The 14,784-nt window shown below is 63.3% G+C and carries 15 protein-coding genes; 5 read left to right on the forward strand and 10 right to left on the reverse strand.

From position 1 onward, the window contains the following. Positions 1-3: 3 nt before the first annotated feature. Both kdpA and kdpF read right to left on the reverse strand, forming a co-directional pair. Positions 4-1,698: a potassium-transporting ATPase subunit KdpA gene (gene kdpA, locus CWE01_RS12595; RefSeq protein WP_100940847.1), complete on the reverse strand. Its 1,695-nt coding sequence runs from the start codon at positions 1,696-1,698 to the stop codon at positions 4-6. Between the two features lie 11 nt (positions 1,699-1,709). Continuing rightward, a complete protein-coding gene (gene kdpF, locus CWE01_RS12600) occupies positions 1,710-1,799 on the reverse strand; it encodes a K(+)-transporting ATPase subunit F (RefSeq protein ID WP_017128001.1) in 90 nt (29 codons plus the stop codon). A 354-nt stretch (positions 1,800-2,153) separates the two neighbouring features. Here kdpF and CWE01_RS12605 point away from each other — a divergent pair, with 354 nt between their 5' ends. The 3 genes from CWE01_RS12605 (at position 2,154) to xopAW (ending at position 4,963) form a co-directional block, all read left to right on the forward strand. Beyond that, on the forward strand, positions 2,154-2,918 hold the full coding sequence (locus CWE01_RS12605) for a response regulator (RefSeq protein WP_040065506.1): 765 nt from the start codon (positions 2,154-2,156) through the stop codon (positions 2,916-2,918). After that, complete coding sequence (locus CWE01_RS12610; RefSeq protein ID WP_100940848.1) at positions 2,918-3,961, forward strand: ATP-binding protein; 1,044 nt, start codon at positions 2,918-2,920, stop codon at positions 3,959-3,961. Before CWE01_RS12605 ends, CWE01_RS12610 begins: the two co-directional genes overlap by 1 nt. Before the next feature lie 114 nt (positions 3,962-4,075). After that, on the forward strand, positions 4,076-4,963 hold the full coding sequence (xopAW, locus tag CWE01_RS12615) for an EF-hand domain-containing protein (protein WP_100940849.1): 888 nt from the start codon (positions 4,076-4,078) through the stop codon (positions 4,961-4,963). 135 nt (positions 4,964-5,098) lie between these two features. On the opposite strand, the gene CWE01_RS12620 is transcribed toward xopAW, so the two are convergent. The 5 genes from CWE01_RS12620 to CWE01_RS12640 form a co-directional block, all read right to left on the reverse strand. Next, positions 5,099-6,151: an AI-2E family transporter gene (locus tag CWE01_RS12620; protein ID WP_100940850.1), complete on the reverse strand. Its 1,053-nt coding sequence runs from the start codon at positions 6,149-6,151 to the stop codon at positions 5,099-5,101. Between the two features lie 127 nt (positions 6,152-6,278). Then, the gene (locus CWE01_RS12625) at positions 6,279-7,097 is read right to left on the reverse strand and encodes a DUF4892 domain-containing protein (protein ID WP_100940974.1); all 819 of its coding nucleotides are present in this window, start codon (positions 7,095-7,097) and stop codon (positions 6,279-6,281) included. A 147-nt stretch (positions 7,098-7,244) separates the two neighbouring features. After that, positions 7,245-8,099 (reverse strand): alpha/beta hydrolase, encoded by an 855-nt coding sequence (locus CWE01_RS12630; protein WP_100940851.1) that lies wholly within the window; start codon positions 8,097-8,099, stop codon positions 7,245-7,247. Next, complete coding sequence (locus CWE01_RS12635; protein WP_100940852.1) at positions 8,096-8,905, reverse strand: alpha/beta fold hydrolase; 810 nt, start codon at positions 8,903-8,905, stop codon at positions 8,096-8,098. The genes CWE01_RS12630 and CWE01_RS12635 overlap by 4 nt, the downstream gene beginning before the upstream one ends. 111 nt (positions 8,906-9,016) lie before the next feature. After that, positions 9,017-9,460 carry a hotdog fold thioesterase gene (locus CWE01_RS12640; protein ID WP_100940853.1) on the reverse strand — a complete coding sequence of 148 codons (444 nt, stop codon included), beginning with the start codon at positions 9,458-9,460 and terminating at the stop codon, positions 9,017-9,019. A 268-nt stretch (positions 9,461-9,728) separates the two neighbouring features. Between CWE01_RS12640 and CWE01_RS12645 the strand changes: the two genes are divergently transcribed. After that, positions 9,729-10,541 carry a pentapeptide repeat-containing protein gene (locus CWE01_RS12645; RefSeq protein ID WP_256346829.1) on the forward strand — a complete coding sequence of 271 codons (813 nt, stop codon included), beginning with the start codon at positions 9,729-9,731 and terminating at the stop codon, positions 10,539-10,541. Positions 10,542-10,547: 6 nt separating this feature from the next. Here the strand turns inward: CWE01_RS12645 and sixA are convergent, their stop codons facing one another. From sixA to CWE01_RS12660, 3 genes are read right to left on the reverse strand one after another with little or no spacing between them, the layout of a single operon-like run. Beyond that, positions 10,548-10,997, reverse strand: a complete 450-nt coding sequence (gene sixA / locus CWE01_RS12650; protein ID WP_100940854.1) for a phosphohistidine phosphatase SixA — start codon at positions 10,995-10,997, stop codon at positions 10,548-10,550. After that, a complete protein-coding gene (locus CWE01_RS12655) occupies positions 10,994-11,329 on the reverse strand; it encodes a DUF4389 domain-containing protein (RefSeq protein ID WP_100940855.1) in 336 nt (111 codons plus the stop codon). The genes sixA and CWE01_RS12655 overlap by 4 nt, the downstream gene beginning before the upstream one ends. 24 nt (positions 11,330-11,353) lie before the next feature. Then, positions 11,354-12,379, reverse strand: a complete 1,026-nt coding sequence (locus CWE01_RS12660) for an NAD(P)H-dependent glycerol-3-phosphate dehydrogenase (RefSeq protein ID WP_100940856.1) — start codon at positions 12,377-12,379, stop codon at positions 11,354-11,356. 317 nt (positions 12,380-12,696) lie between these two features. Here CWE01_RS12660 and CWE01_RS12665 point away from each other — a divergent pair, with 317 nt between their 5' ends. Next, entirely contained in the window at positions 12,697-14,775 is a 2,079-nt protein-coding gene (locus CWE01_RS12665) for a TonB-dependent siderophore receptor (RefSeq protein ID WP_177144304.1), read from the forward strand. The last annotated feature ends 9 nt before the right edge of the window (positions 14,776-14,784 follow it).

Genomic DNA, 14,784 nt, shown 5'->3' on the forward strand with positions numbered 1-14,784 from the left:
TCCTCAGAAGCCCATGCTCAGTTGTTCGGCAATCGGTCCCAGCGCCAGCGTCGGCAGGAAGGTCAAGCCCCCCACCAGCAGGATGGTCACCGTCAACAGCGTGACGAACAGCGGGCCATGGGTCGGGAAGCTGTTCTGGCCGATCGGCGCGGTCTTCTTCATCGCCAGGCTGCCGGCCAGGGCCAGTACCGGGAAGATGTAGCCGAAGCGGCCGAGCAACATGCTCAAGCTCATCATCAGGTTGTGGAACGCGGTGTTGGCGCTGAAACCACCGAACGCGGAACCGTTATTCGCCGTGGCCGAGGTGTAGGCGTAGAGCAACTGACTGAAACCATGCGGTCCGGGGTTGCTCACCGCGGCGGCAGGGCCTGGCAGGCTGGCGGCAATCGCGCCGAGCACCAGGGTGCCCACCGGCATCACCAGCAGCGTCACCACCAGCAGTTGCACTTCCTTGGCCTGGAGCTTCTTGCCCAGGTATTCCGGGGTGCGACCGATCATCAGGCCGGCGAGGAACACCGCGATCAGCACGTTCAGCAGCATGCCGTAGAGGCCCGCGCCGACGCCGCCGAAGATCACCTCACCGACCATCATGTTGACCAGCGCCACCATCCCGCTCAGGGGGTTGAGGCTGTCATGCATGGCGTTGACCGAACCGTTCGACGCGGCGGTGGTGGTCACCGCCCACACCACGCTGGCGGTAGTACCGAAGCGGGTTTCCTTGCCTTCCAACGGAGCGGTCTGCTCCACCAGCGGATTGTGCAACGCCGGGTTCGGCTGATATTCGGCATACAGCGACACCGCGCCGCCGATCAACAACAGGGACAGCATGCAGGCCATGATGGCCCGACTCTGGCGCAGGTCCTTGACGTAATGCCCGAAGGTGAACACCAGCGCCGCCGGAATCAGGATGATCGACACCAGTTCGATCAGGTCGCTCAGGGCGGTCGGGTTTTCGAACGGATGGGCCGAGTTGACACCGAAGAAACCGCCGCCGTTGGTACCCAATTGCTTGATCGCGATCTGGCTGGCTGCCGGGCCCAGGGGAATGACCTGGTCGGCGCCCTGCAGGGTCACGGCATTGACATAGTGGGCGAAGGTCTGCGGAACACCCTGCCAGACCAGGAACAGTGCCATGATCAGGCACATCGGCAGCAGGCCATAGAGAATGGCACGGGTCATGTCGACCCAGAAGTTGCCCAGGGTCGCCGTTGAACGTCGGCTGATGCCGCGGCACAGGGCGACCAGCACGGCCAGGCCGGTGGCGGCACTGGCAAAGTTCTGCACCGTGAGGCCGGCCATCTGGCTCAGGTAGCTCAGGGACGCTTCACCGCTGTAGTTCTGCCAGTTGGTGTTGGTCATGAAACTGATGGCGGTGTTGAACGACAGGGTCCACTCCAGACCCGGCAGATTCTGCGGGTTGAGCGGCAGGTACTGCTGGAACAGCAGGATCGCGAACAACACCAGGAAGCCCGCGAGGTTGAAGGCGAGCAAGGCCAGGGCATATTTCTGCCAGCTCTGTTCGCTGCTGGCATCGACCCCGGACAGGCGATAACAGGCCCGTTCCAGCGGCCCGAACACCGGCGTCAGCCAGGTCCGCTTGCCTTCCATCACGTTGTAGTAGAAGCGCCCCAATGCCGGTGCCGGCGCAAGCACCAGCACGAGAAACGCCAGGATCAGCAAATAGTCATAACTGTGCATACCTGCCGCTCCTAGTTCCGGTCCGCGCGCAACAGCGCAACCAGTAGATAAATGAACAGCGCCACAGCCAGCAGCAGTGACACCCCGTCCAGAATGCTCATGGAATTTTCCCCTTGGTACGGCAACGGCCGTGTGTGGGGCTTATTGTCGTGAGGGAGGCCGTAAAGGAACGAGGGCGACACCGGGGGTGATGCGTAAAGAAGGCGTAAAGAGTGACTTTACGTAGGAGTTACACCCTAGAATCCGTAGGAGTTCCAGGGAGATGAGCGGTTTGCCGAGGGTTATTTGTGTCAGCCTCGATACAAAACCGACAAGCGGCCAACATCCACCCCCTGTAGCTTCGTGCACAGCTACACTTGAAAGGGATTCCGGCCTTCGGACCGGGTACCTATCCTGCAACAATTCGCGGCCCCTCTTTTTCGTGGCTGGCCGCTTACCGGTAGATAATCGCCCGCATGCAGAACACTCCCGCTCCTCTGGCTGATGTCAACAAACCGCTCTCGCCGGGCGATGACAAGCGCTGGAATGTCCGCGCGCTGATCGTCGACGACGATATTCCCATCCGCGAACTGCTGATCGACTACCTGGCACGCTTCAGCATCCAGGCCACCGGTGTCACCGACGGTGCCGGCATGCGCCAGGCCTTGCAGCTGGAAACCTTCGACGTGGTGGTCCTCGACCTGATGCTTCCGGGTGAAGACGGCCTGTCGCTGTGCCGCTGGCTGCGCACCGAATCGGACATCCCGATCCTGATGCTGACCGCCCGTTGCGAACCCACCGACCGGATCATCGGCCTGGAACTGGGCGCCGACGACTATATGGCCAAGCCCTTCGAGCCCCGTGAACTGGTGGCCCGGATCCAGACCATCCTGCGTCGGGTGCGCGACGACCGCACCGAACAACGGGCCAATATCCGCTTCGACAACTGGCGCCTGAACAGTGTGCTGCGCCAGCTGATCGCCGACGACGGGCTGGTGGTGCCGCTGTCCAACGCCGAGTTCCGCCTGCTCTGGGTGTTTATCGAACGCCCGCGCCGGGTCCTCAGCCGCGAGCAGTTGCTCGACGCCGCCCGGGGTCGCTCCATCGAGGCCTTCGACCGCAGCATCGACCTGCTGGTCTCGCGCCTGCGCCAGAAGCTCGGTGACGACCCGAAATCGCCACAACTGATCAAGACCGTGCGCGGTGAAGGCTACCTGTTCGACGCGAGAGAAATCGGCTGATGCGCGCACGCCTCGACACGCTGTTCGGTCGCCTGTTTGGCGTGTCGCTGGTGGCGATCATCCTCGCCCACTTGCTGGGCTTTCTCTGGTTTCATCATTACGGTGGCCCGCCACCGCCGCCGCCGCCTTCTCCCGGCATGATGGAGCGTTTCGACCCCGAGCATCCGCCGCCCTATCGCCACCCGCCGCGCCCCTGGTTTGGCGGACCGCTAGTGCCGCTGACGCTGCAGATCATTTCCCTGGTGATTGTCGCCTGGTATGGCGCCAAGCTGCTGTCCCGGCCAATCCAGCGCCTCAGCGACGCCGCCGAACGCCTCAGCGAAGACCTCAACAGCCCACCACTGGATGAGACCGGCCCCCGCGAAGCACGGCTGGCGGCCAATACCTTCAACCTGATGCAGCAACGCATCCGTGAACAGGTGCAGCAACGCGGGCGCATGCTCGGCGCGGTGTCCCACGACCTGCGCACGCCGCTGTCACGCCTCAAGCTGCGGCTCGAACAGGTCGACAACATGAAACTCCAGGGTCAGATGCGCCAGGACCTGGACGACATGATCGGCATGCTCGACGCCACCCTCAGCTACCTGCATGAGCAGCGCACCAGCGAGGAGATGCAATGGATGGACGTCCAGGCACTGGTCGAATCCCTCTGCGAAAACGCCCAGGACCAGGGCTCGCAGGTCCAGGCCAGCGGCCATTGCGCGCCGTTGCTGGTGCAGCCCATGGCGCTGCGTTCGTGCCTGAACAACCTGCTGGACAATGCCCTGCGTTACGCCGGCGACGCCCTGATCACCCTGGAAGACAGCCGTCGGCAACTGCTGATCCGGGTCATCGACCATGGTCCGGGGATTGCCATGGAGAAACGCGAGGCCGTGTTCGAACCCTTCTATCGCCTGGAAGGCTCGCGCAACCGCAATTCCGGCGGCGTCGGCCTGGGCATGACCATTGCCCGGGAAGCGGCCCAGCGCCTGGGCGGCGAACTGACCCTGGAAGAAACCCCGGGCGGCGGCCTGACCGCCGTGGTCCGTCTACCCCGGGCCTGACGCTCTGTGTAATAACCGGTACAAAGCCCACACACCCTCGACACCTGAGACTTGGAGTCTGCACAAGCCGATGCACTGTTATCGGTTTTGCCAACACTTAGGGAGTGTGCACTTATGAGCACGATCAGTAGCGTCAGCAACTACTCGAGCTATACCGGTTACAACACCAACAGCACGACGGCGACACAACGCCAGCAACAGTTCCAGAAGCAGCTGCTCGCCAAGCTCGACACCAATGGCGACGGCTCCATCAGCAAGGACGAACTGAACGCCGCCCTGTCGCAGAACAGCGGCAGCAAAGTGCTCAATGACCTGAGTCAGAATTTCAGCACCCTGGACACCGACGGCAGCGGCACCATCAGCGCCACCGAACTGTCGGCGATGAAGCCCCACGGCCATGGCGGTCATGGCGGCGGCAAGCCCGATACCCAATTGGCCGATGAGCTGCTCCAGTCCCTCGACACCAATGGTGACGGTTCCGTCAGCAGCAGCGAACTGGCCGCCGGCCTGACCAACGCTGGCAGCACCGCCGACAGCTCCTCGCTGTTCAGCGCCCTGGACACCGACAACAGCGGCAGCATCAGCAGCAGCGAACTGGCTTCGGCCCTGTCCGGGATCCAACCGCCACCACCACCGCCACAAACCGTGTCCGCCACTGACCTGTTCAGCGAACTGGACACCAATGGCGACGGCAGCATCAGCCAGGCCGAGTTGACCAGCGCCTTGCAGGGCACCTCGAGCACCGGTTCGACCAGTTCGACCAGCGACACGACCAGCACCAGCAGTACAAGCAGTTCCAGCTTCAACGCCACCACGTTCCTGCTCCAGGCCCTGGCCAATGCGAGCGGCAGCAGCAACACCGGTAGTGGCTCGGGTACAGGTTCGGGCACCCACAGCCAGACCGCCCAGGAGAACATCAAAGAGGCGTTGAGCCGCTTGATGGTCGGCCTCAACAGCCAGAACGCGACACAAAACAGTAGCGTCACCGCCGCGGCAGCCTGATCCAGCGATTGTAAGCCCCCCCGTAACCTTGTAGGAGCGTGGCTTGCCCGCGAAGAGGCCCTTGAGACCGCTAAAAGCTTCGCGGGCAAGCCACGCTCCTACAGGTTCGGTGCTGCTTTCAAGACCGAACGAAGATCAGGACTTCTCTTCGCGCCGCGACTGGCTCGCGCTCCAGTCGATCAGCAGGCTGTAGGCCACCGCCAGCAAGGTCGGGCCGATAAACAGGCCGATAAAGCCGAAGGCGATCAAGCCGCCGAACACTCCCAGCAACACAATCACCAACGGCAGGTTGCCACCACGGCTGATCAGGTACGGCTTGAGCACGTTGTCCACGCCGCTGATGATGAAGGTGCCCCAGATCCCGAGAAACACCGCCATCCCGTACTCGCCTTTCCAGGCCAACCAGGCCGTGGCGGGAATCCAGACCAGCGGCGGCCCCATGGGAATCAGGCTGAGCAGGAAGGTCGCGATACCCAGCACCAGGGCACCGGGAATCCCGGCGATCAGGAAACCGATCAGCGCCAGTACGGCCTGGGCCGCCGCCGTGCCGATCACCCCATTGACCACCCGCTGCACCGTGCCCGCCACCAGTTCCTGGTAGTAATCGGCACGCTCGCCGATCAGTCGCTCCAGCAAGCCGTGGATAAAAGTCGCCAGCCGCGGACCATCGCGATAGAAAAAGAACACGAAGACCACGCTCAGGGTCAGCTCGAGAATCCCGCCACCGATCTGCGCACTGCGCGCCAGCAGCCAGTTGCCGACCTGCCCCAGATAAGGCTTGATCGCTACCAGCAAGGCCGCGCCCTGCTGGTCGATGGTGTTCCAGGCACCCACCAGGCGTTCACCGACGATCGGCAAGTTGCCCAACCAGGCCGGTGCCGCGGGTAATCCATCGACCTGGACATCCTTGATAAAGGTCACCGCATCGCGCACATGGTCCGCCAGGTTGAGCCCCAGCCAGACCAGGGGACCGGCCACCAGCAGCATCCAGCCCAGGGTCAGCAGCCCGGCTGCCAGGGACTCGCGATTGCCGAGCGCACGCGTCAACAGGCGCATCAGCGGCCAACTGGCAAACGCCAGCACGGCGCCCCAGAACAGCGCCGACCAGAACGGTGCCAGCACCCACAAGGTGGCACCGAACAATACCAGGAGCAGTATCTGCACCAGCAGACGATCATTATTGGGCATGGTCTTTCCAGACAAGAGACGGCAATGAAAGCGTAGGCCAAGCCAGGGTCAGGCGTTTAGCGACAGACGATCCGGGTTCAACCGCAAAACGCGCATGATCGTCTCTCGGTGCTCTTTCGTACAGCCTCTAACGCAGCAATTCGATATGCAAACCGCTGGAGGCGACACTGCCCACCTCCAGGCGTGCGGCCCTCACGCCCTGGGCCATCAGCGCCTGGCGCCAGGCCTCGGCGGAGGCTCCAGAAAGGCTGACCCGCGAAGTAGCGTCCAGGTTCAGGCCTCGGGAAATCAAAGTGACCCAGGTGTCCTGGGGCGCACCGGCCAACTTCGGAAAGTCGAGCTTGCCGGTATCACGCAGTTCCCGCAGCAAGGTCGCGGAAGTGGGCAGCAACTCACCCAGCGGCGAAGCCGAGGCGAACTGCTCGACATGCAGGTAGGCGCGGCGGTTGCCCCGGGTGATGCTGTACAAGGCCACCAGCGAATTGTCCGCCGGGGCCGCCAGCCGCAACAGCAGGTAGGCCTGCTGATCGTCGGCACCGGACAACGTGGAGTTGCCGAACACTTCATTGGCCCACAGGCTGTTTTCCCCGCAATCGCGGGCCTGGCACCAGAACAGCAACTGCGCGCCCTCCTTCTGCAAGGCTTCGCGCGCCGCGGTGAAGGCCTCATCGGCGCCGTGCTCGGGCGGCAACTCGTAGGTCACCGAGGTCATCTGCCCACGTGCGCTGACCTGGGCATCGGTGCGCAGGCGATTGCTGATCTTGCGGATCGCGCTCTGTGGATAAATCCGCTCCAGGTCGGCTGGCGCCCGATAGTCGACGATCTGCGCATCGGCCAGACGCGGCACCAGCGCCAGATCGTGGCTGCCCGGCACATCGGCGGCGAACAGCGGCGAGCTGCAACAGGCCATCCCCATGGCGCAGGCCAGGGCTGTGGATAACTTCATCATCGGATAGACAAGGCCTGAACGGTAAGCGCGATAACCGGAACAGGACGTGCCGGAACAGGACGACTCAAAGTCGTGTGGAGGTCGAGGTCTGGCATGGTTGTCTCCCTTTCAACCCGCCAAGCCTCGACAGTTGCAGGCGACAAGTCAAGGCGTGGAGAAAAAGCGATTGAAACAGTCTGCGACAAGGATGGCGCCGGCCTCGTCGTTCAAGTGCAGATGGTGCCCGCCCGGCAGGCGCTCCAGGCTAAAGGGTAGACGATCAAGCAAGTCCTTGTGCTGGGCCAGTATGCCTTGCTCGGCCACCACCAGTTGCGCCGGGCAGGTGATACGGCGAATAAAGGCCATGGCTTGCTCCTCGGTCAGGCGCAACGGCGACGGCAGGGTCAGGCGGTTGTCGCTGCGCCAGGTGTAGCCGCCGGAGACCGGCATCAGCCCGCGCTGGGCCAGCAATTCAGCGGCTTCACGACTGACCGCCACCATGCCCTTCATCCGCGCCTCGATGGCCTGATCCAGGGTCGCATGCACCGACTTGCGCTTGTCCTGCAACGCCAGTTGCGCCTGCAAGGCCATGCCCAGGCGCTCGGCGGCGTTTTCGCCACTGCTGGTGGGCGGAATGACGCCATCGATCAGCGCCAGGCGTGTCACCCGTTCCGGCAAGGCACCGGCCAGCACGATCGAGACAATCGCGCCCAACGAATGCCCCAGCAGGCTGAAGCGCTTCCAGCCCAGTTGCTCGGCCACCTGCAGGACATCGTAGACGTAGTCCCACAACGCATATCCGGCGCCCACCGGTCGATGCCCGGAATGCCCGTGCCCGGCCATGTCCAGGGCGACGATACGCAGGCCGTGGAGCTTCGGCGCCAGGCGCGCGAAGCTGTTGGCGTTGTCCAGCCAGCCGTGCAGGGCAATCACTGGCTGGCCGTCCTCGGGGCCGAACAGATGGGCCGCCAACTCGATATGCGGCAGGCTCAGGCGCACCTCTTCGACCGGATGGCTCATGCGCAACGCTCCTGCCCGGCCTGGCGTTCCCAGCGGCTGAAAATATCCTTGAGCAGGCGCGCGGTGTCCTGCGGACGCTCCAGGGGAAACATGTGACCGCCGGGCATGCTCAGGGACTCGCCATGGGGCAGGCGGCCGACACTGCGGGTGTGATGGGGCATGACCACCCGGCTCTGCTGGCCGCGGACCACCGCCAGCGGCACCTTCAAATGCCGGGCCAGGCCCGGGCTGGTGTGCGGGACACCACGATAGATGCTGATTTCCGTGGCCGGATCGAAGCTCAGGCGCAGGCGCCCACCGTCCTGGCGCAGACCGTGTTGCAGGTACGCGTCGAAGCACTCCGGATCGAAGCCGCGGAACAGGGTCTTGCCGGCAAAGTAATCGCGCGCGGCGGCGAGGTCGGCGAATTCTTCGCGCCGTCCCAGGGTACGCCCGGCCGGCGTCAGCCGATCAATAAAACCCAGGCGCTTGGCCGCACGGATCACCCACTGGTCGGCGCGGGTCAGCACCGGCGAGTCGAGCATCACCACGCCCTTGTAGAGCTGCGGGCGACGCAGGGCCGCATGCAAATGCAGGACACCGCCCAGGGAGTGGCCGACGCCCCAGACCGGTTCAGGTTGTTGCTCCAGGTGGTGGATCAGTTCGTCGACCAGGTTGTGCCAGTTATCGTCCGCCGGGAAACGCGGGTCGTGGGCATGCTGTTGCAGATGCGCCACCTGATATTCCGGGGCCAGAGCGGCGAACAACTTGCCGTAGGTCCCCGAGGGGAAACCGTTGGCGTGGGCAAAGAACACGGGCTGCGACATACCGGATGCATCTCGAAAAAGACAGGGGTTCATTGTCGGCACGCGCGGGTCCTACAGCAATGACCGTAACTGCCAGGAATGATGACAGTCCGGCCATGGCTATGATCTGACTCAGCGCGCCGGCGGTGTTTGCCCCAGCGGCACAACGGCCATGGTCAGGCGCGACACGCAACTGGCCTTGCCCTCGTCACTGCTCAGGCGGATATCCCAGACGTGGGTGGTGCGACCGATATGGATGGCCTTGGCCACCGCGGTGACCCGGCCGCTGCGCAGGCCACGCAGGTGGTTGGCGTTGATTTCCAGGCCCACGCAATAGAATTTGCTGGTGTCGATGCACAGGAAGCTGGCCGTCGAGCCGACGGTTTCGGCCAGTACTACCGAGGCACCGCCGTGCAGCAGGCCGTAGGGTTGATGGGTGCGATGATCGATGACCATGCTGGCGGTCAGCGACGCCTCATCGAAGGCCTCGAAGCGAATGTCCAGCAGTTCGCCGATGGTGTTTTTCTGCAAGGCATTGAGTTGTTCGAGATTCGGTGCGGTGCGCCACAAAGCCATTATTGATTCCTCTGTCGTGGTTATTTGTCATGCCTGCGGCCATCCGTTCGGCCCATGTTCGCCCCAGGTGCCACACCGTTACGGCCCGACCGACCAAGCAGACGCTCGGTCGACTATTTCACGGAAGAACAGAAGCTCGCAAGCTGAAAAAGACCCTATGGCGCGCAGGAGGCAACAGGCTGCGCCAGGAAAGCCGGGCGGAATCTGATAGTTGCCGAGGGGCATATCGCGTCGAATTTCCGCCTTCCAGCCCTTGCAAGAGATCTCCATGGCAACGATAGGCCGTCTTCTTCGTCGCTTCATGCCCTCGGGTAATGCCCAGGTCCCCGCTCTCTCAACCGCCAGCCCAGGCGAGCTGCATAGCCGCACGGTGCGCGAGCTGATGCCAGGCGATTTCTCGCAGATCGAACGGGACCTGACCCTGCTGGGCTTGAAGGACTCGCTGGCCCAGGCACGGGTATTTCTCGGCTGTGCGCCGTCCCTGCACCAGTATCCGTTGGCCGACCTCCTGGAACTGATGGTGGCCGCCGCCGCGCGCTTTACCGGTATTCTCAACAGTTGGGACGGTGTTCACCTGGACGGTGGCGGCCGGGTGTCCCTGCATGTGCAGAAGAAACTCTTCGACTTGCGGGTGCCGCCCTCGCTGTCACCGCAACTGACCAATGCCCTGAAGCGCTGCGCCCTGAACATCGCCGCCAAGGATCATCAGGCCGTCGCGTGCCTGCCGTTCCAGGACGATGAAACCCGTCGTGCCTTCAAGTACTGGAGCAAGGCCTCCATCTGCCAGGCGTTACGGACGCTGCAGGTGACCAACGTCAATATGATCGGCGTTGACCTGAGCGGTGGCGATTTACGCGGGGTGAGGTTTTTCGGGCAATACCAGGAGGCCGACTTCAGGGCCGCCAACCTCAACGGCGCGCTGCTCTCGAGTGGTTTCAAAAACAACGACTTCAGCCATTGCGACCTGAGGAATACGGTGCTCTCAGGTCACTTTGAAGCCTGTCTGTTCAAGGGCGCCAAGGTCAATGCCGCGACCTTGAAAAACACCCGCACCGATCTGCTCGGCGCGGTGTTGAGCTAGTGAACCTCAGGGGTGCCTGACGCTCAACAGCGTCATCGCCCCGTCCAGCGGCAACTCCCCTTCCAGCTCGGCCAGGCTGGCCGTGCCCATGGGCTCGGGCTGGCGCACATGGCCGTGCTGCAACACGCTGAGCAGATTGCCCACCAGCGGCTGATGGCTGACCAGCAACAGGTTCTCACCCGTGTCGAGCCGCAGACTGACATCCCGCGGATTGCTCTCGGGGGTCAACCAGGGCACGGTGATGATCTCGGCGTCGAAGCCCAGCGCCCCACGCACCAGCTGCGCAGTTTGTTGCGCCCTCAGGTAAGGACTGGCGTAGATCGCCTGCAACGGTTGGCCGATGAGGTGGGCGGCACTGCGCAGGACCTGTTCGCGGCCATGGGCGGTCAACGCCCGTTCGGCGTCGCTGCGGGCCTGGGGTTCGGCTTCGCCATGACGCAGAACCCAGACTTTCATAGCTTGGGTTCCTCGTCACGGGCCGGATGCGGCGCCGGCGGCACCACATGCGGGGCTTCGCCCTCTGGCGCCCGGGGGGTCGGCCAATCGGCGAACGGCCAAGGCTTCTGCTCAGTGTGGAAACTGCCGAAGCGACCGATCTGGGCCAGGAACTGGCTCAGGCTGTCGCCGAAGTTCATCAGGTTGGCGCTTGGTGCACCGTAGAACAACCTGTAACCCAGTTGCACCAGCACCACCCCGCCGAGGATGAACTGGGCGACCTGCCAGACCAGCAGGAACACCAGCATCCAGACAATGCGCAACACAATGGATTCGTACTTGGACTCGTTCATGACTCGCTCCCGTGGCGCTGAAGTTCAGTTGAAACCGCTGGTGGAAATGAAATCGACATCGGTTTTCGGCTCGCCGCGCATCAACAGCTCGATCACCTGGTTCAAGGTCCGCCCTTCGAACAGAATGGCATGCAAACCGGCCACCAGGGGCATATAGACCCCGACTTCCTGCGCCTTGACCTTCAGCACCTTGAGGGTATTGACCCCTTCGGCGACCTCGCCCAGGCGGGTCACCGCCTCTTCCAGGCTCAGGCCCTGGCCGAGGGCAAAGCCGACCTGATAGTTGCGGCTCTTGGGTGAAGAACAGGTGACGATCAGATCGCCGACCCCGGCCAGGCCGAGGAAGGTCATGGGGTTGGCCCCCTGGCTGACGGCAAAGCGGGTCATTTCCGCCAGGGCCCGGGTGATCAGCATGCTCTTGGTGTTCTCGCCCATGCCCAGCGCCACCGCCATGCCGGCAATGATCGCGTAGACGTTCTTCAACGCCCCGCCCAGCTCGACGCCAAAGCGGTCGGCGCTGGCATAGACGCGGAAGGTCCGCCCATGCAGCGCGGCCTGGACGCGACTGCACAGCTCTTCGTCCTCGCTGGCGACCACCGTGGCGGTCAAGGCGTGCTCGGCCACTTCGCGGGCCAGGTTCGGCCCGGACAACACACCGATCCGGGCTTGCGGGGCGATATCTTCGAGGATCTCGCTCATCAGCTTGAAGGTCTGCGCCTCGATGCCCTTGGTCAGGCTCACCAGCAGCTTGCCGTCCAGGCGCTCGGCATGGGGCGCCAGCACACTGCGCAGGGCGCTGGAGGGCAAGGCGACAAAAAACAGTTCGCAGTCGTCGAGGGTCGCGACCAGGTCGGTGACCGGCTCGACCGCCGGATGCACCTTGATGCCCTTGAGGTAACGCGGATTCTCGCGATTGACGCGAATGGACTCGGCCTGCTCGGGGTCGCGCATCCATTGGCGCACCCGGTGACCGTTCTCGGCCAGCAGATTGGCGATGGCGGTGCCGAAACTTCCGCCACCCAGAACCGCGATTGGGTACTGTTCAGTCATATGTAACCCGTCTATCCCTACCAATGGCGATGGCTGCATTATACGGAGCAAGCCACCGGCAGCCAGCCCCAAGGATGCCTGGTTGCAAGAAAGGACAGGGTGGCCCTTGAGTCTTGTGCCACCCATGAGGCCGCCATCGCCGGCAAGCAAGCTCCCACAGGTTGGCGCAAGCTTGACCGATTCAGCCTATACAATGACGGCCATACGCCATGGCAAACCCGCCAAGCTCGGTTAACATGCACGGCTATTATTTTTTTCAAGGCTGTGCCGTGTCTTTTGGCCCTCCCACCACGCGCTCCTCCGTCGTCCTGGCCCTGATGTTCAGCGGCCCATTGCTGGCTGACGACCTGTTTATGGAAAACCAGCCCCTGCCCGAGGTGTTGACGGCCACGCGCCTGAAACAGTCGCCGGCGGCGGTACCCGGCAGCATGACGGTCATCGACAACGAACTGATCAAGGCCAGTGGCGCCCGGGATATCAGCGAACTGCTGCGCCTGGTGCCGGGCATGATGGTCGGCTACACCAACGGCAACCAGGCCAGCATCAACTACCACGGCACCGATGCCAGCAACGCCCGGCGCATGCAGGTGCTGATCGATGGTCGCTCGGTGTATCGCGCGGGCCTGGCGACCGTGGACTGGAGCGATATCCCGGTGGCCCTCGAGGATATCGAGCGCATCGAGGTGTTTCGCGGCCCGAACACCGTCAGCTACGGCGCCAATGCGCTGATGGCGGTGGTCAATATCCTCACCAAGTCACCGGGCAGTACCCACGGCTCGACCCTGAAGATCACCCGCGGCGAACGCGGCATCAATGACTGGTACGCCAGCCAGGGCACGGGCTGGGGCACCGGCGACCTGCGCCTGTCGATGTCGGGCGAGGAGGACGAGGGCTTCCAGAGCGACCACCTGGGCAATGACTACCGCGACGGCCGGCGTGTCACCCGGGTCGGTCTCTCGGTCAGCCAGACACTCAACGAACAGCAGAGCATCGACTGGCAACTGAACGTCAAGGACGGCACCAACCAGCGGCCCTATACCTACCAGGCAGTATTTCCCGGGATCACCGCGGCTGGCGACAACTCCGATGTGCTGGCCAAGGACTACGCCGGCTCGCTGCGCTGGAACCTCGATATCAATCCCCAGCACAGCCTGTATATCCAGGGTTCGGCCCAGCACTGGGATCGCCAGCAGGTCTGGCAAGCCTGCGATGCCAAGGTGTCGTTCAGCCCGGAACTGACCCGGCTGTGGCAGTTGAATCCCAACTATGCGGAAAACCTGGCCCGTAACATGACCCAGTACGCTGTCGGCAGGCCCCCTCCGGGTGGCGCCCCGGAACAGGCACTGGCCAATCAGGTTCTGGACCAATGGTTCAATCAAGGTGCCAGCCAGACGGTCTGCGGCAATATCGACCAAAGCACCCGCGAGACCCGCTACGATCTCGAACTGCAGGACACCCTGAGCCTGTCGGACAGCCTGCGCCTGGTCAGCGGCATGAACTATCGTTATGACAAGGCCGACTCCGAGACCTACTTCAACGGCACCATCGACGACAGTACCTGGCGCCTGTTCGGCCAGCTCGAATGGCGCGCCAGCGAACACTGGCTGGTGCAGGGCGGTGCCATGTACGAAGACGCACAATTGACCGGCGCCTCCCTGACCCCGCGCTTCGCGGTCAACTACCTGATCAATCCCCGGCACGGCTTGCGCGCGGTCTATTCCGAAGCGATCCGCTCGCCGGACATGTTCGAGAACAACGTCAACTGGAGCTACAAGGTCACCAACCTGAGCTCGCCCACCTACGGCCAGAACAGCGGCCAGTATTTCGTCCAGACCCGTGGCCCGGGAAACCTGGACAAGGAACGGATGCGCTCGCGGGAACTGGGCTATAACGGTTTCTTCGCCGAGATCGGCCTGAGCCTGGACGTGAAGCTGTTCTATGACGAAATCAGCGACATGATCAGCACCCCGCTGCGCAACAACCAGTTTATCGCCAGCAACGCCAACAGCTCCCGCTTCACCGGCAGCGAAGCCCAGTTCGACTGGCGCCTGGGCAGCGCCGACCGCCTGCGCCTGACCTATGCCTACGTCGATGTCCAGGCCAGCAATCCGGTCGACGAACAATTCACCGCCCGCAACAGCGGCTCGGCCGGCTGGATGCGCGACTGGGGCGGCGGCTGGTCGAGTTCGGTCTTCTATTATGGCGACGACGCCATCAACCAGTACCGCTTCGAACGGGTCGACCTGCGCCTGGCCAAGCGGATTCCCTTTCGCAGGGCCAGCCTGGAACTGGCCGGGATGCTGCAAGAACGTCTCGACGACCAGCCCATCACCTGGGCCGACAACAACTACAACCAGCGCAGTGTCCTGTACTTCAGCGCAGAACTGGAGTTCTGAACATGAGCC

This window comes from Pseudomonas sp. QS1027 (assembly GCF_002814235.1).
In the GTDB taxonomy this organism is placed as follows: domain Bacteria; phylum Pseudomonadota; class Gammaproteobacteria; order Pseudomonadales; family Pseudomonadaceae; genus Aquipseudomonas.

Coding starts and splice junctions, on each gene's coding strand:
- CWE01_RS12610 (WP_100940848.1), top strand. CDS start 2,918: ATGCGCGCACGCCTCGACACGCTGTTCGGTCGCCTGTTTGGCGTGTCG.
- CWE01_RS12640 (WP_100940853.1), bottom strand. CDS start 9,460: ATGGCTTTGTGGCGCACCGCACCGAATCTCGAACAACTCAATGCCTTG.
- CWE01_RS12630 (WP_100940851.1), bottom strand. CDS start 8,099: ATGAGCCATCCGGTCGAAGAGGTGCGCCTGAGCCTGCCGCATATCGAG.
- xopAW (WP_100940849.1), top strand. CDS start 4,076: ATGAGCACGATCAGTAGCGTCAGCAACTACTCGAGCTATACCGGTTAC.
- kdpA (WP_100940847.1), bottom strand. CDS start 1,698: ATGCACAGTTATGACTATTTGCTGATCCTGGCGTTTCTCGTGCTGGTG.
- CWE01_RS12660 (WP_100940856.1), bottom strand. CDS start 12,379: ATGACTGAACAGTACCCAATCGCGGTTCTGGGTGGCGGAAGTTTCGGC.
- CWE01_RS12635 (WP_100940852.1), bottom strand. CDS start 8,905: ATGTCGCAGCCCGTGTTCTTTGCCCACGCCAACGGTTTCCCCTCGGGG.
- CWE01_RS12655 (WP_100940855.1), bottom strand. CDS start 11,329: ATGAACGAGTCCAAGTACGAATCCATTGTGTTGCGCATTGTCTGGATG.
- CWE01_RS12620 (WP_100940850.1), bottom strand. CDS start 6,151: ATGCCCAATAATGATCGTCTGCTGGTGCAGATACTGCTCCTGGTATTG.
- sixA (WP_100940854.1), bottom strand. CDS start 10,997: ATGAAAGTCTGGGTTCTGCGTCATGGCGAAGCCGAACCCCAGGCCCGC.
- CWE01_RS12605 (WP_040065506.1), top strand. CDS start 2,154: ATGCAGAACACTCCCGCTCCTCTGGCTGATGTCAACAAACCGCTCTCG.
- kdpF (WP_017128001.1), bottom strand. CDS start 1,799: ATGAGCATTCTGGACGGGGTGTCACTGCTGCTGGCTGTGGCGCTGTTC.
- CWE01_RS12625 (WP_100940974.1), bottom strand. CDS start 7,097: ATGAAGTTATCCACAGCCCTGGCCTGCGCCATGGGGATGGCCTGTTGC.
- CWE01_RS12645 (WP_256346829.1), top strand. CDS start 9,729: ATGGCAACGATAGGCCGTCTTCTTCGTCGCTTCATGCCCTCGGGTAAT.
- CWE01_RS12665 (WP_177144304.1), top strand. CDS start 12,697: ATGTTCAGCGGCCCATTGCTGGCTGACGACCTGTTTATGGAAAACCAG.